Raw genomic sequence first — 19,444 nt, forward strand, 5'->3', positions numbered from 1 at the left:
AACATTTTTATAAAAAGTGTAGGGGTTTGAAAAAAACGAATCGTCTATTCAAGTGTAAGTAGGATAAGAAAGGGGGAGAGAACGATTAACGACACAGCCTTAATAGAAAAAGTGCTGGAAGGCAATGATCATGCCTTTCGTCTTTTGGTTGAGAAGTACCGCAATGATGTGTTCCGGACTGTCTTTGCTGTTCTTCGCGACCAAAAGGAAGCGGAAGACGCGGCACAGGAAGTGTTTATGAAAATTTACACCTCTCTCCCCAAATATGAACATCAGGGGTTTAAAACGTGGATGACACGGATTGCTGTGAACCATGCGATAGATGTGAAACGAAAACAGGCAAGACGAAGAGAGGAAGTTGTCGAGACCCTCGAGCAAACGGCATTAGGGACGCCGAGGGATAGTGTGGAAAAGGAAATTATTGAGCAGGATCAGCGCAGACTTGTGAGGAAAAAGCTGAATGAAGTACCTGAAAATTACCGCGAAGTGATTTATGGCTTTTATATAGCGGAGAAAAGCTATCAGCAAATGGCCGAGGAACAAAATGTCCAGGTCAAGACGATAGAAACAAAGCTGTACCGGGCCAGGAGCTGGATGAAAAAGAATTGGAAGGAGGACGATTTTTCATGAAGCATTATAGTTACGATGAATGGATGGAATACGTGAGTGACGAAATCAATGACCAAAAACGTGAACAGCTGGAAAATCACTTATATACATGCGACCAATGCCTAGAGACATACTTACAAGCAGTCTCAGCCAATGAAACATCCCTCCCAGTTCTTTCAAACGAAAGCAACTTCACAGACCAAATAATGGCAATGGTAGCGCCAAAGGCGGTGCCTAACACCAATAACGACCTTAGCACTATGGAAACAGTTCAATTGGTGCCTGACACCAATAACACTATTAATACTATTAACACCATCAACAACACGGTTAATAGGAAGAAGCGTTTTTATCAGCAGGCGGTGTTTCATTATTTGTTGGCGGCGGCGGCGACGGTTCTTTTGATGTTTTCGGGGGCGTTTCAATCGCTTGCCAATTATGCGAACTCGATAGAAAGTCCGCAGCACATACAGGAAAAAAAGCCTTCGGTGACGGAAGGGGTTATTAATAAAACATTTGCATGGATGGATTCACTAGAAAAGAAGGAGGCAGATAAGAAATGAAAAATTCCACGAAGGCTTTAACACTATCGCTTTTTCCCGGCCTCGGACATATTTATTTCGGCAACATGATTCGCGGGGTGATGTACTTACTGTCAGTAATAGGATTGGCATTTATAACGGTTATTGCTTTATTCACCCATAATGAGGAAGTGGCGATCCTAGCTTTTATGGCTGGAGTTTCAATTTATTTAATTAGTTTCATTGATATGGGAGTTCAGATTTCAAAACAAAAGAAAGCACTAATAGAAACAAATCCTGATTACCAACAATCTAAAGCGGCACAGGATTCAGAACGTTTTTATACGATTGTCTTATCGTTTATTCCGGGGCTTGGCCATTTCCAACTCGGCTTAATGAATCGGGGTTTAACCTTATTGGCGACATTTTTTGGACTGGGCGCCATGGTCATTTTCATCACGGCACTGTCTAGCCGGTCAGAATTTCTAATCTTTTTAGCGGCACTTCCCGTTATATGGGTGTACGGATTTTTCGACGCTGTTCAGCAGGTAAATAAAAAGCAGCGTGGTGAGGAGCTCATAGACCGTACCATTTATGAGGATTTTGAATTACGCCGCGAAGACGGCAAGAAAAGCAAAGCCATTGCGACCTTTCTCTCGATTTTCCCAGGAGCCGGCCACTTGTATTTAGGTTTGCAGCGCCGCGGCATCCAGCTAATGGCAGCGTTCCTGTTCTCGATTTATATTTTAGATGTATTGCGCCTTGGCATCTTCTTGTTTCTAATTCCGATCATATGGTTTTACAGCTTTTTTGACGCGATGCAAAAGGTATCGCGGTACGGGGAAGAAAAGTTGGAGGATGTCCCGATCATCTCGTATTTCCTTAATCATCAAAAATGGGTGGGAATCGGACTTATCTTATTGGGCCTTTATTATTTGGTCATGAATGTCCTATTACCGGCATTTTCACCAATGTTAGAAAGATTAATCAACTTTGACATTATGTATTGGGTGCAAAACTACATCCAGTCAGGCATTGTATGTGTCTTGTTGATTGTGGGAGGAATCAAGCTTTTATCTGGAAGTAAGGTTAAAAGGGAGGTTAAGAATCATGAGTAAGTGGGGAAAAACGGTAGAGGGACTGGCCTTAATCGGAGCCGGAATTGGGTTCCTTTTTAGAAAAAGAAAAGGGGGAGAAGAAGTATGAGAACCTGGCGTGTTGGGACGTTTTCGATGGGGGCCTCGCTTTTGTTTCTTGGCCTCTTTCTTTTCTTTTCAAAGTTCTTGGGTTTAAATCTTGTTCAGGTGATGACGGCTTGGTGGCCGCTTCTGCTGGTCGTCCTCGGAATTGAAATTCTTCTTTATTTATTTCTTTCACGGCAGGAAAAGCCAATATTAAAATATGATTTTCTGAGTATTTTCTTTGTTGGGGTGATTGGCACGATTGGCATTGCCTTCGCTGTTGTCAATGCAACAGGACTGATGGACAAGGCAGAAGAGGTAATGGCAAGGGAAGAGCGGTCGTTTGAACTTCCTGCTTTCTCCTACCAAATGGAGGACAGCATTAAACGGGTTGTGGTAAGAACGGTCGGCTACGACATGACGATTGAGGCGACAGAAGAGAAAGAAGTATCGATGTTTGGAACATACCGGGTGCAAACGGCAAAGAAAGAGAAGCTGCTTAAAAGTGCCGATGATTTCATTGCGGCAAACCAAAAGGGAGATACACTTTATTTAAACCTTAAGTCTCTGCCAAACGAGATGGGTCCGTTTTATTCGGAGGGAATGGCAGCGGGGACCATTCTAGTGCCGAAGGATGTAAAACTTGAGGTCATCGGAAATGGGAATTCGTTAACATTAAAACCGCGGACGCTCGCGAACGACTGGAATATTGAGAGTGTCTCATCGATTGTTGTAGATGTTGCTGAAAATAATAATTTGAAGGTTTCTGCTGTAGGTGTGGAGAATGTGAGCGGAAAAGATGGTGAATGGCAGGTGTCCGAAAAAGAGAGCTCAGACAATGAGACGGGAAAAAATGCTGTTTATCAATTGGGTGAAGGGAAATACCGTATCAATATTGCCAAAGCTTATGATGTTAGCCTGAACACATATTAATAAAAAATTCCTCACTTATTTTTTGCAAAAAAATAAATAACCATTATGATAGTAAATGGACGTGGGGAGGAGATAATAATAGGTATCCTGCATGAATGGGCAGGAGGATTCCCACGAATGGAAGGTCCAGATTGATGGCTTTGCAATATGTTTGTAAGCAATGATGAAAATTGGTAGAATATAGAATTGACAAAGCCATGTATTTAAAAAATAGGATGATGATAATGAAAAGAGCAAGACTGATTTACAATCCTACCTCAGGACGAGAAGTTTTGAAGCGGAATCTGCCGGAAATTCTTGAAAAATTAGAGATTGCCGGATATGAAGCATCCTGTCATGCAACGACGGGCGCGGGAGATGCAACAGCTGCAGCCCGGTTAGCTGTTGAACGCCAGTATGATGTGGTGATTGCAGCTGGCGGGGATGGAACGATTCATGAGGTCGTTAACGGCTTAGCTGAACAGGAGTATCGTCCGAAATTAGGCATTATTCCAGCAGGTACAACGAATGATTTTGCCCGAGCCCTTCATATTCCCAGAGACGTGGGAGCGGCCGTGGACATCATTACTAAAGGGGAGTTAATCCCTGTTGATATTGGCCGGATTAATGACCGATATTTTATTAATATTGCAGGCGGCGGCAGAATTACCGAGATTACATACGAAGTACCGAGTAAATTAAAAACGATGCTCGGCCAGCTAGCTTACTATTTAAAAGGGATGGAAATGCTCCCTTCAATAAAAGCATCGGATCTAAAGATTGAATATGACGGAAAGCTGTTTGAAGGAGAAGCAATGATGTTTCTAGTCGGGCTGACCAATTCAATTGGCGGATTTGAAAAGCTGGCGCCAGATGCTTCCATTAATGACGGTTTGTTTTCCCTGTTAATTTTGAAAAAAGTAAATCTTGCTGAGTTTACCCGGATTGCAACGCTAGCGATTCGCGGTGAGCATGTAAATGATCCAAATGTGATTTACACACAGGCCAATCGGATCAAGGTTTATTCTGATGAGAAAGTGCAGTTAAATTTAGATGGTGAATTTGGCGGCTTACTGCCGGCAGAGTTCGAGAATCTTTATCGTCATTTAGAGGTATTCGTGCCCCTTGCTGATATTCGCCCAAATGACCGGCCGACAGACTGGGAGTCGGGGAAAAGATATAGCTAACAAGAAGTTCGTTCCTTTAGGAGCGGACTTTTTTATAGAAAAATCCCTTGGTACTTTTGCTTTCGGGTGCCTCAATTAATGTGTATAATGAATTAAAGACATCAGTCAAGACAATGTAAGGGGCGATGGGTGATGAAGGCATTAATTAATATTGATTACACGGTTGATTTTGTTGCAGATGCGGGGGCGTTAACCTGCGGAGAGCCGGGCCAGGCGATTGAGGGGAAAATCGTTGAACTGACGCAGCAGTTTATTGATCAAGGGGACTATGTTGTTTTTGCAATCGATGTCCATGATCAAGGGGATGAATACCATCCGGAAACGAAATTATTCCCGCCGCATAATCTTCGCGGGACATCAGGCCGGGACCTATTTGGTGCACTCCAGAATGTTTATGATGAAAATAAACAAAAAGAAAATGTTGCTTTTATGGATAAAACAAGATACTCGGCATTTGCGGGGACAGACCTTGAAATCAAATTACGTGAGCGGGGTATTACCGAAGTCCACTTAGTTGGTGTTTGCACGGACATTTGCGTCCTCCACACTGCCGTGGATGCCTATAATAAAGGCTTTAACATTGTCGTGTACAAGGATGCCGTTGCATCGTTTAATCCCGCAGGACATGAATGGGCGCTGGGACATTTTGAACAATCGCTTGGAGCTATGGTTAAATAGTGCTATTAATGATATTATCAGTTATAATGGTGAAAAGCTGTAATAGTACTCCGGAGGTCAATTATGAAACACATTTATCATGATGATAGTTTAACTCTGCATACGGATCTATATCAGATTAATATGGCAGAGACGTATTGGAGAGATGGAATACATAATAAACGTGCGGTCTTCGAACTATTTTTCCGCAAGCTTCCTTTTGGAAACGGCTATGCTGTTTTCGCAGGCTTAGAAAAAGTCATTCAGTTTATTCAAGGATTCCGTTTTAGCGAAGAAGACCTGGATTATTTGAAAAATGAAGTAGGGTACAAGGACGATTTTCTTGAATATTTAAAGGATATGCGTTTTACGGGCTCGATTCATTCCATGAAAGAAGGCGAACTTGTCTTTGGCAATGAACCCATTTTACGGGTGGATGCACCTCTAGGGGAAGCACAGCTAATTGAAACCGCTTTGCTCAATATTGTGAATTACCAAACATTAATTGCCACAAAAGCCTCGAGAATTAAGCAGGTCGTTGGCAGTGAAGTGGCGATGGAATTTGGGACAAGACGGGCTCAGGAAATGGATGCAGCGATTTGGGGAACGAGATCTGCCTATCTTGCCGGCTTTGAAGCCACAAGTAATGTCAGGGCGGGAAAACTGTTTGGTATTCCTGTTTCGGGAACCCATGCCCATTCGATGGTCCAAGCCTATAAAGATGAATATACGGCCTTTCATAAATATGCAGAAACACATAAAGACTGTGTCTTTTTAGTGGATACGTATGATACCCTTCGTCTCGGCGTGCCAAATGCGATTAAAGTGGCTAAGGAACTGGGAGACAAGATTAATTTTATCGGGATCCGCCTAGACAGCGGCGACCTTGCATATCTATCTAAAGAAGCAAGAAAGATGTTGGATGAAGCCGGGTTTACGGATGCGAAAATTGTTGCGTCAAGTGATTTAGATGAGTACACGATTATCAACTTAAAGTCGCAGGGTGCTAAAATCGATAGTTGGGGAATCGGCACCAAGCTGATTACTGCCTTCGATCAAGCAGCGCTCGGTGCTGTATATAAAATTGTTTCGATTGAAGATGAGAATGGTAAAATGGAGGATACGATTAAGATTTCCTCTAATCCGGATAAGGTGACAACTCCGGGGATGAAAAAGGTTTACCGGATTATCAATAATACGAACCACCATGCCGAGGGAGATTATATCGCGATGGAGGATGAAAAGCTGCCGGAAAAACGTATCCGCATGTTCCATCCAACCCATACGTACATTAACAAGGTGGTAACGAACTTTACTGCAAAAGAGCTCCATGAAACTATTTTTGTCAATGGCGAGCTCGTTTTTGAAATCCCTTGTCTGGAGGAATCACGCGAGTATCTAAGACAAAATCTTGATGCATTATGGGACGAGTACAAGCGGATCTTGAATCCAGAGGACTATCCACTCGATTTGAGTCAAAAGTGCTGGGATAACAAAATGAAAAACATTGAAGAAGTGAAAGAAAAAGTAGAAGCGATGAAGGAATAAGAGAAAGAAGGGGCGTCCTTAAGAAGGGCGTCTTTTTTCTATGGAATAGGGCGGAGCGTGGCAATCCTTAATGGTGTAATATGAAAAAGTGCATAAATCTTTCGAAAAAGTCTGTCATTTCTTATAATGAATAAGGACACAGGGCTAACGGTAAAGGAGAAAGAATATGTTCAATTTAGCTCCATTGATGCTCGAAAAGGTTGGAATTATCGTGATTGTGGCATTTTTACTTTCGCAAATGCGGTCGTTTCGCCAAGTGATTCAAAACGAGCACAGCAGAAAAGAGAAAATCATGCTTATCTTACTGTTTGGTTCGTTCGGAATCATTAGTAATTATACAGGCATTGAAGTTCACCATCATACGATAGGCAGACCCGATTGGCTTACTGAAATGGACCATGAGAGTGCACTAGCAAACACAAGAGTGATGGGGATTGTCATTGGCGGTTTACTTGGGGGACCAACGGTTGGCATTGGCGCAGGACTGGTTGCGGGTATTCACCGCCTTACCCTAGGGGGATTCACTGCCTTTTCTTGTGCTTTTTCTACCATTCTTGCTGGAATTGCAGCAGGATACTTTGGAAAAAAACGAAAACAGAAGGGGAAGCAAATCACGTCCTCGTTTGCTGTCCTTATCGGAATGGCCCTAGAAGCTGTCCAGATGCTTATCATTCTTGTCGTAGCCAAACCGTTTAATGATGCCTGGGAACTCGTTCAGCTCATTAGCCTGCCAATGATTTTTGGCAACGGTTTAGGTACATTGCTGTTTATGTTTATTATTCAAATCATTAAACGTGACGAAGAACGCGCCCGTGCCAACCAAACGAACCAAGCCTTTCTTATTGCGGATCAAACCCTGCCTTTCTTTCGCCAAGGTCTTAACTTCCATTCCTGCAAGGAAATTTCAGAAATTATGCTGAAATTGACCCGTGCAGATGCAGTAGCGATCACTGATGACCACCAGGTCCTAGCCCATGTCGGCGCCGCTTCAGATCACCATATCCCAAAGTTAAAGCCTGAGACAGGCTTGACGAAAAAAGTGCTTGAAAAAGGTAAAATTTCCATTGCAAGATCAAAAGAAGAAATCTCTTGTTTTGATAGTCAATGTTCGCTAGAAGCAGCGATCGTACTGCCATTAAAGGTAAAAAACAAAATCTTTGGCACCTTAAAAATGTACTACACGGAGCCTGGAAAGCTGGATAGGGTACAGCAGGAATTGGCTGAAGGGCTGGCGAATCTTTTTTCGACTCAGCTGGAGCTTGCGGAAGCAGAAAGACAGACGAAGCTATTAAAAGATGCAGAAATTAAGGCTTTACAAGCGCAAATTCATCCGCACTTTTTATTTAATAGTCTTAACACCATCTCCGCACTCTGCCGTACAGATGCAGATAAAGCTCGTAAATTACTATTGGAACTTGGTTCCTTTTTTCGTGGCAATCTCCAAGGAGCAAGGCAGATGCTAATCCCTCTGGAAAAGGAATTAGCGAATGTTAGGGCCTATCTATCATTGGAACAGACTCGCTTTCCTAATAAATACAACATTGATTTTCACGTAGAGTCACACCTAGAAAAGGTAATGATTCCTCCTTTTACCTTGCAGCCATTAGTTGAAAATGCGATTCATTATGGTTTTCCTCGAAGTAAGTCTGAAGGGAAAGTGACTATCACAATTTTTTCAAAAAACAATCAATTGCAAATTATCGTAGCCGATAATGGAAAAGGAATCCCAGAGGATCAGATAGAGTTGCTTGGTAAACAAGTTGTCCATTCTAAAAAAGGAAATGGCACGGCGATTTATAATATTACTGAACGTCTAAAAGGAATTTATAATGGTCAAGCAAGTTTATCTTTAAAGAGTAAAGTTAATCACGGAGCGACCATCACGATTTCCATTCCGCTTGAGAGGAAAGGAGTTTTTGATCAAGATGTTGAAGGCCTACATTGTGGATGATGAACCATTAGCAAGGGATGAATTAAAATACCTGCTCATTCAAAGTGAGCAGGTGGAAATCTTAGGAGAAAGTGATTGTGTAGAGGATGCAGTGTCGGCTATCACAGTTCTAAAGCCGGATCTTGTTTTCTTGGACATTGAACTGGATGATGATAATGGATTAAGTTTAGCGAGGCAATTAGAAAGCCAGGAGCAAACTCCCGCTATTGTCTTTGCAACGGCTTATGATGAGTATGCCTTACAGGCATTTGATGTAAATGCAGTCGATTATATTTTAAAACCCTTTGATGAGGAGCGCATTCAAAAAACGTTGGAAAAAATCAAGAAAATGCAACAATTTAGGGATAAGCCGGTACCTATCCAGTCCTCTATGAAACACAACAATAATGGGAAAATTGCCGTTCTTGCGGATGAACGGATTATTTTATTAACGCTGGCAGATATTCTTTATTTCGCATCCAGTGAAGGAAAGTGCCATATCGTAACCCTCGATCAAGCATACAAAGTGGCAGATGCACTTGTCGTGTTGGAGAAAAAGTTACATAGTTCTAAATTTCTACGTGTTCATCGCAGTTTTATTGTCAACTTGGATCATGTTATTGAAATAGAACCGTGGTTTAACTCTACCTATAATTTGCTTATGAAAGACGGCTCCAAAGTTCCAGTAAGTCGAACCTATGTAAAGGAATTAAAGCAGCGTTTCGGTTTTTAAACTGATTGTATTTCATTTGTTGATTTTTGCAATTCATCCTTCTATTTGTGCATTTTATCGTGAAAACGGAATATATCCGCTTTTATTTTGTAAAATTGATGAAGTAGATACAAAAGTGGAAGGAGAATATACGAAAATGAATGCGATTACAATTGTTATTGGCTCGATTTGTATCCTTTTAATTGTTTATCGTTTATATGGTACTTTCATGGCAGCAAAAGTTTTGAAGCTTAAGGATTCAAAACCGACTCCTGCTCAGAAATTTGAAGATGGACGAGATTATGTACCAACGAACAAATGGGTAGTTTTTGGCCACCATTTTGCAGCGATTGCAGCAGCAGGTCCACTAGTTGGCCCCATCCTAGCTGCGCAATTTGGTTATTTACCAGGCTTGCTTTGGCTGCTGATTGGTGCTGTTATTGGCGGCGCTGTCCACGATATGGTTGTTCTCTTTGCCTCTATGCGCAGAAATGGAAAATCGTTATCAGAAGTAGCCAAAGAAGAACTTGGTCCTATTGCAGGCTTTTGTACAGGCTTAGCTATGCTATTCATTATCACCATTACTATGGCAGGATTGTCATTGGTTGTTCTTGGCGCACTTGAAAGAAATCCTTGGGGAACGTTTGCGGTTGGGATCACGATTCCGATTGCAATGGGTGTTGGATTGTATCATAAAAAGACAGGAAACTTAAAACTAGCAACGATTGTGGGCTTCGCATTAATTATGGTGGCAATCGTTCTTGGACCAAATATTCAAGGTACATGGCTAGGTGACGTGTTAACCCTTGAAAAAAGTACATTAGCACTTATTCTGCCAATCTATGCTTTTTTTGCGGCTGCATTACCAGTCTGGCTATTATTGGCACCACGCGATTATTTAAGTACATTTATGAAGATTGGGGTATTTGCCGCCTTAATAATTGGGGTATTCATTGTAAATCCAGACGTACAATTTCCGGCATTTACAGAATTTCTTAACGGCGGGGGGCCGGTAGTAGCGGGTCCAGTTTGGCCATTTATCTCCATTACGATTGCTTGTGGAGCCATTTCGGGCTTTCATGCATTTGTAGGATCTGGTACAACACCAAAGATGGTCAATCGTTGGAGCGATGTGAAGGGCGTTGCATTTGGAGCCATGCTTGTTGAATGCTTAGTAGCAATCATGGCTTTAATTGCTGCTGTATCACTGCAGCCAGGTGATTATTTTGCCATCAACTCTTCACCGGAGAAGTTTGCTACACTTGGAATGGAAACAGTTCACCTGGATGAACTGAGTAAAGAAGTTGGAATGGACCTTGAAGGAAGAACGGGTGGAGCCGTTACACTTGCAGTAGGGATGACGTACATCTTCACTGCCGTTCCGTTTTTTGCAAAATTGGCATCCTACTTCTATCAATTTGTTATTCTATTTGAGGCAGTTTTCATCTTAACAGCTATTGATTCAGGAACACGGGTTGCCCGCTACCTGATTCAAGATTTCTTGGGAGACTTCATTAAACCGTTAAAAAGAACAGATTCAATCGGAGCAAATATATTTGCCAGTGCGTTAGCCTGCTTTGTCTGGGGATATCTTCTTTTCTCAGGTGACATTAGCTCTGTCTGGGCGCTATTCGGTGTATCGAATCAATTGATGGCATCGATCGGTCTTATTGTCGGAGCGACCGTCGTGTTAAAGATTGCGGAAAAGCGCTGGTACATGCTGACATGTCTAATCCCACTAGCATACCTGTTTGTCACGGTTATGGTAGCAGGGTATTGGATGGTGAAAAATGTTTACTTAAATGCAGCTAATCCTGGTTTCAACGTATTGAACGCTATCCTTTCCATTATCATGCTGATCCTTGGAATCGTCATCATGGTTACATCCATTATTAAATGGACGAATCTATGGAAAATTCCACAAGCAATATTAGTGAAGAATTCCGAAAAGGAAGTTGCTTAAAAAAAACAGCACTCATTCATTTTGAATGGGTGCTGTTTATATATCTCATCAATGAACCTTTGCCGAAATTGATTTTAAAAAACTAAAACCGGATAATTTTAATATGAGTTTTTCTCTATCCCTAATCCTCTTTTGTACATATATGGAGAGATCGTCAATCATAAATTCATGATAGAGGTCTAAAGTCTTTGGTTTTCCCGGTACGGCTACCAGCTCCTGTACTCCTGGGGCACAGCAAGCTTTTACTTCAATCGTTTTTACGGTTAACTGGTTGCCTTTAGATTCTAACCAGTTTTTTGATCCAGCATCGATTTCGATAATCAACCATTATCCACTCCTTTTTAATTACCCTTAATCTAGTATAATATTTAATTTTATTGTGTACTATGTTTTAGGACTTAATGTAATTATTAAAAAAAGCAGACCCATGGAATGCTGTTCCTCCTGAGTCTGCCTTTCTGTTATTTTTGTCTAAAGTAATCCATAAAAGCATGGAAGATTTCGATGCCTTGGTAGGTGAGCATTCCTGCTGCCGATAACGAAAAGAATCCAATCAGAGCAAAACGAATCCACATATTATTTCCTCCCTTTTTATTCATTTTTCTTATGAATTGGGTGGGAGGATTAAGTAGTTTGATTGATGAAATACCGGGATGAGAAAAATAAGTTTTCTGCTAGGTGCCAATAACAACTGCAGGGGTGAAATCATTGCTGTTGAAATGACTAATACAAGTACAAACAGTAATTGCAGGTATATCGGCTGTTTTTTCTCATCGTCTGAAAAAGCCTTTGCCTTTGTATCATCCTCGTTGATAACAGCTTTGATTGCTGAATGGGATTGCGGAAGAATAGTTGAAATGTGTAAAAAGTTTAAAGCAAAGAAGGCAAGCAGCAAAGGAATGGAAAGGGTTTTTATGCGTTTAATCATCATCCACTCCTTCCAATGAGATTGTTTTAATCATATACACTTTTATTATATTTGAAAACAAAAAAGTTCTGACAAATTTTTCGCACTTATGAAAAAAAGGGCTCTTGATGTCGGCAGTTTTCGCATTTAACCCGCTATTGTGTTACAATCTTAGCTAGTCAAAACGAGTAAAGGAAGAAATTGATGAGCAAACAATTACCAGTTAACAAAAATGATTATATAGATGTAGTCTTTGAAGATTTAACACATGACGGGGCGGGAGTTGCGAAGGTGGATGGTTATCCATTATTTGTTCCAAACGGACTGCCAGGCGAAAAAGCTAAAATTAAGGTGATTAAGACTGGCAAAGGCTATGGGATTGGCCGCTTGATTGAACTTTATGAAAAAAGTCCTTACCGTGTGGAGATTGCTGGCAGTGAACGGCATAAATACGGCGGCTGCCAGCTCGAGCATATTAGCTATGAAGGTCAGCTGAAATACAAAGAAAATCAAGTCCGGCAAGTCCTTGCGCGCATCGGCAAATTGGAGGATGCAAAAGTCCATCCGATTATTGGAATGGAAAATCCATGGCACTATCGAAACAAGGCCCAGGTACCAGTCGGGGAAAAAGACGGTAAATTGATTGCGGGATTTTTTAAACCGCGTAGTCATGAAATTGTTGATACAAATGAGAGCTTAATTCAACTCCCGGAAATTAATGAAGCAGTACAAGCAGTGAAGGAGATTTGCAGTGAGCTTGGGATCCCTGCGTATCAAGAAGAATCCCATAAAGGAGTTCTCCGTCATATTATGGCACGGTACGGCAAGCAGACAGGCGAGCTCATGGTTGTCATCATTACGAGAACAGCGGATCTGCCGAAGAAAAACAAATTGGTTGAAGAAATTGTTGCTCGGCTTCCGAAAATAAAATCAATTGTTCATAATGTTAATTCAAAGCGGACCAACGTAATTATGGGCGAAAAAACGAGTACCCTTTGGGGAAATGAAGTGATCTATGATTACATTGGGGATGTGAAGTTTGCCATCTCCGCGTTGTCGTTTTATCAGGTCAATCCTGTGCAGACAAAGGTTTTGTATGATAAGGCGCTTGAATATGCCGGGCTTAGCGGTGAAGAATCTGTAATTGATGCCTATTGCGGCATCGGGACCATCTCTTTATTTTTAGCACAAAAGGCACGCAAGGTTTTCGGAGTAGAAGTGGTTCCTGAGGCGATTGAGGATGCCAAACGGAATGCCGAATTGAACGGGATTACGAACGCGGAATTTGCGGCCGGGGCAGCAGAGGTTGTTATTCCAAAGTGGTATAAAGAAGGTATTACTGCCGATGTTTTAGTGGTTGATCCGCCGCGTAAGGGCTGTGACGAAGCCCTGCTGCAAACAATTATTGAAATGAAACCAAAGAAGGTCGTTTATGTTTCCTGTAACCCGGCAACATTGGCTAGGGACCTTCGGATATTAGAAGATGGCGGCTACAAAACCGTGGAAGTGCAGCCGGTGGACATGTTTCCGCATACGACCCATGTGGAGTGCGTCGCGCAGCTGATTTTAAAATAATGTAAGAATTAAGCCCAGTCTTAGGACTGGGCTGTTTGAAGTGGGGGCGATTATTACTTATTCTCCATTCGAAAAAATAAGAGTATTCGATTTTCATTTCGAATACTCTATTAAATTGAAGAAAATCAACTAAATTGGAAGGTGCCTGGCACTTTTTTTCTTGGAACGGACCCCAATGTCGCTAACTCTCCTAAAACCTGGCGGCATGGCCGTGCAACATTCCCGAAGAGCTTCCGTGTCAAATTGACTATCATTCTACCTATTATAATGCATATTCCAAATTAGCTAGGATCCTACTTTTTATAATTAGTTTAAATCAACTACAACGAAAGTATAGAAAATCCAATAAATTTAGAAGAATTATGAATGTCTCGCCATCCCAATTGGTGAGTTGTATTACCATAAAATAGCATCTAGGCTTTAATGACTAATATTTATAAAATTTAAATAATTCTAACTATTCATGTAAATATATATTTATTAATTTATAATAAAACCGACTGATAATAATAGGGGGTAGCAAATGTTGAAGAAGAAGTTTATTGTTCCTGCAGTTCTGTCGTCGGCGTTGTTGGTAGGTTCTATTCCAGCTAGTAATGTATTTGCGAAACCGGTTGATTCGAAGGTGGTTAATAGTGTACAAGCATCTAAGGAATGGAATGAGAAGGCAAGCGTCCCATTATTTGTAAAGGAGCGATTTGCCGAGAAATTCTCTTCTAGCAATCCAGCCAATGCAGTAAATTATTTACAGAAAAACGAAGGTAAAACCGGAATTAAAAATCCGGGTAAAAATCTAAAAGTAAAAGATACGCAAACAGATGAATTGGGTATGACTCATGTCCGCTTTAATCAGTCAATCAATGGAGTTAATGTAGAAGGGTCCGAAGTTATTGTTCATTTTAATAGGGATAATGAAGTCGTATCCGTCAACGGAAGAGTAAATCAGACGATTGCCGATGATGCAGTGGACACGACTGCCTCTTTAAGTAGTGATGCTGCACTAGAGGCGGCATTATCCTCTGTCAATGCTCCCGAAGAGCTGACATATGAGCCAACTTCCGAGCTTGTTGTCTACCCATTTGAAGGGGAAAATCATACGGCTTATAAAGTGAATGTTAACTTTATGGGAGATGAACCTGGAAACTGGTTTGTCTTTGTGGATGCAAAAACGGGAGAAGTCGTCGATAAGTATAATGGCTTAATGCATGCGGATGAAATGAAAACACAAAAAGGTGCTGGGAAAGGGGTACATGGCGCTCACAGGGAATTACATATTACCCAAGTGAAGGAACCGAATTCTGGGACTAAGTTTGCGTTGGCTGATTATTCTCATGAGGGTCTTCAAGGCATTATCACGTATGATGCTAAAAATGATAATACTTCTAGTAACGATACTATATATGTTGGAAATTCTGCTGCATTTATTGGCGACTATGATCGGGCTCTAGTCGATGCACACTATAATTCGGAAAAGGTATATGACTATTACCTTAATGAGCATGGTCGCAATTCCCTTGACGGTAAAGGGATGGCCATCATCTCCAGAGTCCATTATGGAACCAATTATAACAATGCCTCTTGGAATGGGCGTTGGATGACCTATGGTGATGGTGACGGTGAGTTCATGATTTCTTTATCAGCCGGCCTTGACGTTGCTGCCCACGAAATGACTCATGGCGTCATCACTAATACAGCAAATTTAGTATACCAAAATCAATCTGGAGCACTAAACGAATCATTCGCTGACATCTTTGGCGCACTCGTTGACGATGATGATTGGGAAATGGGCGAGGATATTATGGCGCCTGCTGAAAAAGATAAGGGTAATGGAGTATTGCGCAGTTTAAGAGATCCACATAGTGTTATTGTACAGAACGCACAAAGAAGGGCATATAGCACAAATGGCGGCGTCTATCCGAAACATATGGATGAATTTTATCATATGCCAACTTCAGTTGATGGCGGAGGTGTCCATGTTAACTCTTCGATTACAAACCATGCCGCATACCTGATTGCACAAGATATCGGCAGGGAAAAATTGGGAAAAATTTTCTACCGTGCTCTATCTGTTTATTTAACGCCAAATTCCAATTTTAGCGACGCGCGTAAGGCGGCTGTTCAGTCTGCAATCGATCTTTATGGTGAAGGCAGCGCGGAAGTGGCTGCAACTAATTCCGGATTTGATGCGGTGGGAATCTACTAATTAAATAATTGGATCTGCCCGCAGGAATCAATATTTTTATGGATTTTAGAATAATATTGAAGTGCGTTTTATGTTCCCCAGACTAAGAGTTTGGGGGATTTTTTGTTATGGTCTCCACCAGCATCCCATGTGTAGCCACATATACACTGGACATGTGGAGTGCGTGTCGCAACTCATTATTAATAAATAGAAAAACTGTAGCCCTTTCGTGTAAAGGGCTTTATGCATTTTAAAGAGATATCTGATTTATTTATACTTTATCTAAGATTAAACCAACTCTGATTGTCGGGATTAGCCGTGTTTAAAGCCAATATAAGTATTGAATACATACCAAATTAATGCTGCATGCAGTTTTTCAGATCAGACAATCATGAAAGTTTGCAATTTCATGATTGTCTGACCCTTTTTTACGTTGTCAATTATAATCCAAACATGTTAAGACTGTAGTAATGGTGAAGCGAAGATGGGTAAACTATGAAATGAATGTTTTTATTATCAAGTAATGGGTTTAGTTCTGACGGTATCGTTGAACAATTCATTGAAAAGTATTAATGCATAGAAAGGATAGGAAAATGTCAGGAATAAAAGATGAAATCATTTTAAGAGGGCTTAAAGAAAATAATTTAAAAAATGTAGATTTAAACATACCTAAAGAAAAAATCATCGTATTTACTGGTCTTTCAGGCTCAGGAAAGAGCTCAGTGGTTTTTGATACATTAGCAACAGAGAGTAGAAGACAAATGACTTTGAACTATCCTCTCTATGTCAGAAATCAAATGCCAAGGTATGAGCGACCCCACGCCGATCTTATGCAAAACTTAAGCCCGGTTGTAGTAGTAGAACAAAGACCTATAGGAGGCAATTCCCGCTCAACAGTGGGCACCTATATGGATATTGATCCATTAATTAGACTTTTGTTCTCGAGAGTAGGAAATCCACCAATCGGTTCTGCCACTGATTTTTCAAGTCAAAGTTCTTTTGGCAGATGTCCAAAATGCGGTGGATATGGGGAAGTCATTGGACCAGACCTTGATAAGTTGATCGATTACGATAAGTCACTTCGAGAATATGCAGTGAAATTTAAACCATTATCGCCTTCAGGCTGGCAAGGTCAATGGATGATGACCTGCGGATTATTCGATCCAGATAAACCGATAAAGGACTATGCAGAAGAAGAACTCCACCTGTTCTTATATGGTCCCCGAGAAGGTGAAAGAGCCTATGCGCCGTTTCACACAAAAAATGGACCCCATAATGCAGAGTGGGATGGGTTATTGCCTAGATTTACGCGTGTTTATATAAATAGAGACATCTCAAAACTAAAACAAGTATCCCAAGATGACGTTTTAGCAGTGTCAACACATTCATTATGCCCCACATGTAAAGGTTCAGGCTTAAACCCCAAGGTATTAGAGTGCAGCATAAATGGCCTAAATATCGCAGAATACGACCAATTAGAGCTGCCTGAAATGCTAGAAGAACTAAAGAATATTAAAGATCCTATGGGGAAATCGATAGCACAACAGGCAATCCCGTATGTAAAACAACTAGTCGACATGGGACTGGGATATTTGAGTCTGTCAAGAAAAATGGGCACCCTGTCCGGCGGTGAAGCTCAAAGGGTAAAAATTGCTCGTCATTTAGGAAGCAGTCTAAACAATATCACCTATATTTTTGACGAACCAAGTGCAGGACTCCATCCAGAAGAAGTGGATATGTTAATTATTATGCTAAAAAGGATAAAAGATCAGCATAATACCGTAATCGTAATCGAACATGATCTATCAGTAATAAAAGCTGCGGATGAAATAATTGAGATGGGACCAGGAGCAGGTGTTAATGGAGGAAAAGTTGTCTATCAAGGAAAATTAGAAGGACTAAAAAACACTCCCACCGCAACGGCCTTAAAGCGCCAGCTAAAAGTAAATAAAAACCCAAGGGAAATAAAAGGTTATTTTACAATAAGAAGAGCAGGTAACAATAACTTAAAAAATATAAGCGTCACTATTCCTAAAAATGTCTTGGTCTCTGTTTGTGGAGTATCTGGTTCAGGTAAAAGCTCCTTAATATTGGAAGCCTTCACGAAAAAGTATCCAGAATCCATTACGGTAGGACATGGTGGTATAGGAATTTCCAATCGTTCAACTATGGCTACCTATATGGGAATAATGGATGATATACGCGCAATATTTTCAAAAGCAACAGGACAACCGGCAGGATTGTTTAGCTTTAACTCCTTAGGAGCATGTCCGGTCTGCAAAGGAAAAGGAGTCCTAACGCCAGAAGTAGCATTTGCAGATCCAGTGACGATCCCTTGTGAGGCATGTGGCGGTACGAGATACTCAGACGAAGCGCTTAAGTTTAGCTATCAAGATAAAAATATAGTAGAAATTTTAGATTTAACAATAGACGAGGCTATAAATTATTTTAAAGCACCAAAAATCATAAAAAGAGTGCACACGCTAAAAGATGTGGGATTAGGTTATTTGACCTTAGGGCAGACGACAAGTTCCCTAAGCGGCGGAGAAATTCAACGTCTTAAACTGGCAAGCCACTTACAAAAAGAGGGCCAAATCTATCTGTTAGACGAGCCATCCTCAGGACTGCACTCAGAAGATAATGAAAAACTCTTAGATGTATTTCAAAATCTTGTAAACAGAGGTAATTCCGTTATAATAATTGAACACAAACTAGACCTGATAGCGACGAGCGACTGGGTAATAGAATTGGGTCCAGGAGGAGGAAAACAAGGCGGACAAATTATATTCGAAGGAACACCGGAAGAGATGTTAAATGCAGAAACATTGACGGCGAGATGGTTAAAGGATGGAGTTAGAAGACATTCGGAACGGGGCGTATGGTCGGCCAATATCTAAATCTTACTACCTAGAACGAATTCTCAAGGAAGAATTTCGTTCTTTTATCATTTAGCAAATGTAACTCGAGAAGATATCGACTCAATCACTTATACCATAAATAAAGGCTTGTTCGTAGAAGATTTACACTAACAGAAGAAAATAAAGAAGACAAAAACTGGCTATTATCAGAAAAGATATATGTCATTTATGGTGAGCCTGGTTCAAATCAATTTCAAGGTATCAAGGAAATCGGGAATACCTATACAGTTACGTATAAAGAACAGGATAAATATAATTATACACTTGCAATTCCTCATGATGGCAATAATGTAGTAGATGATGACATTATAATCCGCGTAAATGTAAAATATACAGATGGAAACTATGAACAACAAGATATTGTTGTAACTCAAGAATCAAATTCTATTTTACTCAAGCTTAAATAAAATAATTGAAGAGATAATACTGCAAAATAAAGAACCAGTAGGAACAAAGTTAACTAAGATCGACAGAGAAAATCAATGGTCACCTAACAACTACGGCGCCTTTATTTCATTGGTTCTTCAAGGGGTTGAAGAGAATAAAACTTTATTTTACATCACGATAAAATATTTTGTCAACAATAAATTTGTAATAATTTATAAAAAATGTTATAATTGTCTTACAATTGTTTTTTTATGA

General features: G+C 40.7%; 15 protein-coding genes. 13 read left to right on the top strand and 2 right to left on the bottom strand.

The genetic code is table 11. The features are described from left to right. The first annotated feature begins 111 nt into the window (after nucleotides 1-111). The 10 genes from ACO1D1_RS03435 (at nucleotide 112) to ACO1D1_RS03480 (ending at nucleotide 11,220) form a co-directional block, all read left to right on the top strand. Complete coding sequence (locus ACO1D1_RS03435) at nucleotides 112-630, top strand: sigma-70 family RNA polymerase sigma factor (protein ID WP_423334956.1); 519 nt, start codon at nucleotides 112-114, stop codon at nucleotides 628-630. Beyond that, nucleotides 627-1,172, top strand: coding sequence for an anti-sigma factor family protein (locus ACO1D1_RS03440; protein ID WP_423334957.1), 546 nt, complete (start codon nucleotides 627-629; stop codon nucleotides 1,170-1,172). Before ACO1D1_RS03435 ends, ACO1D1_RS03440 begins: the two co-directional genes overlap by 4 nt. Continuing rightward, the gene (locus tag ACO1D1_RS03445) at nucleotides 1,169-2,248 is read left to right on the top strand and encodes a hypothetical protein (RefSeq protein ID WP_149868358.1); all 1,080 of its coding nucleotides are present in this window, start codon (nucleotides 1,169-1,171) and stop codon (nucleotides 2,246-2,248) included. The genes ACO1D1_RS03440 and ACO1D1_RS03445 overlap by 4 nt, the downstream gene beginning before the upstream one ends. 84 nt (nucleotides 2,249-2,332) lie before the next feature. Beyond that, nucleotides 2,333-3,244, top strand: coding sequence for a hypothetical protein (locus ACO1D1_RS03450; protein ID WP_149868360.1), 912 nt, complete (start codon nucleotides 2,333-2,335; stop codon nucleotides 3,242-3,244). Nucleotides 3,245-3,468: 224 nt separating this feature from the next. Next, the gene (locus ACO1D1_RS03455) at nucleotides 3,469-4,410 is read left to right on the top strand and encodes a diacylglycerol kinase (protein WP_423334958.1); all 942 of its coding nucleotides are present in this window, start codon (nucleotides 3,469-3,471) and stop codon (nucleotides 4,408-4,410) included. A 129-nt stretch (nucleotides 4,411-4,539) separates the two neighbouring features. Further along, the gene (locus ACO1D1_RS03460; RefSeq protein WP_423334959.1) at nucleotides 4,540-5,088 is read left to right on the top strand and encodes a cysteine hydrolase family protein; all 549 of its coding nucleotides are present in this window, start codon (nucleotides 4,540-4,542) and stop codon (nucleotides 5,086-5,088) included. Nucleotides 5,089-5,151: 63 nt separating this feature from the next. Then, nucleotides 5,152-6,615 carry a nicotinate phosphoribosyltransferase gene (locus tag ACO1D1_RS03465; RefSeq protein WP_149868363.1) on the top strand — a complete coding sequence of 488 codons (1,464 nt, stop codon included), beginning with the start codon at nucleotides 5,152-5,154 and terminating at the stop codon, nucleotides 6,613-6,615. A gap of 166 nt (nucleotides 6,616-6,781) precedes the next feature. Continuing rightward, the gene (locus ACO1D1_RS03470) at nucleotides 6,782-8,566 is read left to right on the top strand and encodes a LytS/YhcK type 5TM receptor domain-containing protein (protein ID WP_423334960.1); all 1,785 of its coding nucleotides are present in this window, start codon (nucleotides 6,782-6,784) and stop codon (nucleotides 8,564-8,566) included. Continuing rightward, nucleotides 8,541-9,278 carry a LytR/AlgR family response regulator transcription factor gene (locus ACO1D1_RS03475; protein ID WP_423334961.1) on the top strand — a complete coding sequence of 246 codons (738 nt, stop codon included), beginning with the start codon at nucleotides 8,541-8,543 and terminating at the stop codon, nucleotides 9,276-9,278. The genes ACO1D1_RS03470 and ACO1D1_RS03475 overlap by 26 nt, the downstream gene beginning before the upstream one ends. Before the next feature lie 136 nt (nucleotides 9,279-9,414). Continuing rightward, on the top strand, nucleotides 9,415-11,220 hold the full coding sequence (locus tag ACO1D1_RS03480; RefSeq protein ID WP_423334962.1) for a carbon starvation protein A: 1,806 nt from the start codon (nucleotides 9,415-9,417) through the stop codon (nucleotides 11,218-11,220). A 48-nt stretch (nucleotides 11,221-11,268) separates the two neighbouring features. Here the strand turns inward: ACO1D1_RS03480 and ACO1D1_RS03485 are convergent, their stop codons facing one another. Both ACO1D1_RS03485 and ACO1D1_RS03490 read right to left on the bottom strand, forming a co-directional pair. Then, the gene (locus tag ACO1D1_RS03485) at nucleotides 11,269-11,544 is read right to left on the bottom strand and encodes a CC/Se motif family (seleno)protein (RefSeq protein ID WP_149868366.1); all 276 of its coding nucleotides are present in this window, start codon (nucleotides 11,542-11,544) and stop codon (nucleotides 11,269-11,271) included. A 280-nt stretch (nucleotides 11,545-11,824) separates the two neighbouring features. Beyond that, entirely contained in the window at nucleotides 11,825-12,151 is a 327-nt protein-coding gene (locus ACO1D1_RS03490) for a hypothetical protein (RefSeq protein ID WP_423334963.1), read from the bottom strand. 180 nt (nucleotides 12,152-12,331) lie between these two features. Here ACO1D1_RS03490 and rlmD point away from each other — a divergent pair, with 180 nt between their 5' ends. The 3 genes from rlmD to ACO1D1_RS03505 all read left to right on the top strand — a co-directional run bounded on the left by rlmD (nucleotide 12,332) and on the right by ACO1D1_RS03505 (nucleotide 18,781). Further along, nucleotides 12,332-13,702: a 23S rRNA (uracil(1939)-C(5))-methyltransferase RlmD gene (rlmD, locus tag ACO1D1_RS03495; protein WP_423334964.1), complete on the top strand. Its 1,371-nt coding sequence runs from the start codon at nucleotides 12,332-12,334 to the stop codon at nucleotides 13,700-13,702. Nucleotides 13,703-14,225: 523 nt separating this feature from the next. Continuing rightward, a complete protein-coding gene (locus ACO1D1_RS03500) occupies nucleotides 14,226-15,905 on the top strand; it encodes a M4 family metallopeptidase (protein ID WP_423334965.1) in 1,680 nt (559 codons plus the stop codon). A gap of 572 nt (nucleotides 15,906-16,477) precedes the next feature. Continuing rightward, the gene (locus ACO1D1_RS03505) at nucleotides 16,478-18,781 is read left to right on the top strand and encodes an ATP-binding cassette domain-containing protein (RefSeq protein ID WP_423334981.1); all 2,304 of its coding nucleotides are present in this window, start codon (nucleotides 16,478-16,480) and stop codon (nucleotides 18,779-18,781) included. The last annotated feature ends 663 nt before the right edge of the window (nucleotides 18,782-19,444 follow it).

This window comes from Neobacillus sp. 19 (assembly GCF_049463095.1).
Lineage (GTDB): Bacteria > Bacillota > Bacilli > Bacillales > Cytobacillaceae > Neobacillus.

What these genes read in the sequence shown, in the direction of transcription:
- ACO1D1_RS03440 (WP_423334957.1), top strand. Translation starts at nt 627, where the DNA reads ATGAAGCATTATAGTTACGATGAATGGATGGAATACGTGAGTGACGAA.
- ACO1D1_RS03445 (WP_149868358.1), top strand. Translation starts at nt 1,169, where the DNA reads ATGAAAAATTCCACGAAGGCTTTAACACTATCGCTTTTTCCCGGCCTC.
- ACO1D1_RS03450 (WP_149868360.1), top strand. Translation starts at nt 2,333, where the DNA reads ATGAGAACCTGGCGTGTTGGGACGTTTTCGATGGGGGCCTCGCTTTTG.
- ACO1D1_RS03455 (WP_423334958.1), top strand. Translation starts at nt 3,469, where the DNA reads ATGAAAAGAGCAAGACTGATTTACAATCCTACCTCAGGACGAGAAGTT.
- ACO1D1_RS03465 (WP_149868363.1), top strand. Translation starts at nt 5,152, where the DNA reads ATGAAACACATTTATCATGATGATAGTTTAACTCTGCATACGGATCTA.
- ACO1D1_RS03470 (WP_423334960.1), top strand. Translation starts at nt 6,782, where the DNA reads ATGTTCAATTTAGCTCCATTGATGCTCGAAAAGGTTGGAATTATCGTG.
- ACO1D1_RS03475 (WP_423334961.1), top strand. Translation starts at nt 8,541, where the DNA reads ATGTTGAAGGCCTACATTGTGGATGATGAACCATTAGCAAGGGATGAA.
- ACO1D1_RS03480 (WP_423334962.1), top strand. Translation starts at nt 9,415, where the DNA reads ATGAATGCGATTACAATTGTTATTGGCTCGATTTGTATCCTTTTAATT.
- ACO1D1_RS03490 (WP_423334963.1), bottom strand. Translation starts at nt 12,151, where the DNA reads ATGATGATTAAACGCATAAAAACCCTTTCCATTCCTTTGCTGCTTGCC.
- rlmD (WP_423334964.1), top strand. Translation starts at nt 12,332, where the DNA reads ATGAGCAAACAATTACCAGTTAACAAAAATGATTATATAGATGTAGTC.
- ACO1D1_RS03500 (WP_423334965.1), top strand. Translation starts at nt 14,226, where the DNA reads ATGTTGAAGAAGAAGTTTATTGTTCCTGCAGTTCTGTCGTCGGCGTTG.
- ACO1D1_RS03505 (WP_423334981.1), top strand. Translation starts at nt 16,478, where the DNA reads ATGTCAGGAATAAAAGATGAAATCATTTTAAGAGGGCTTAAAGAAAAT.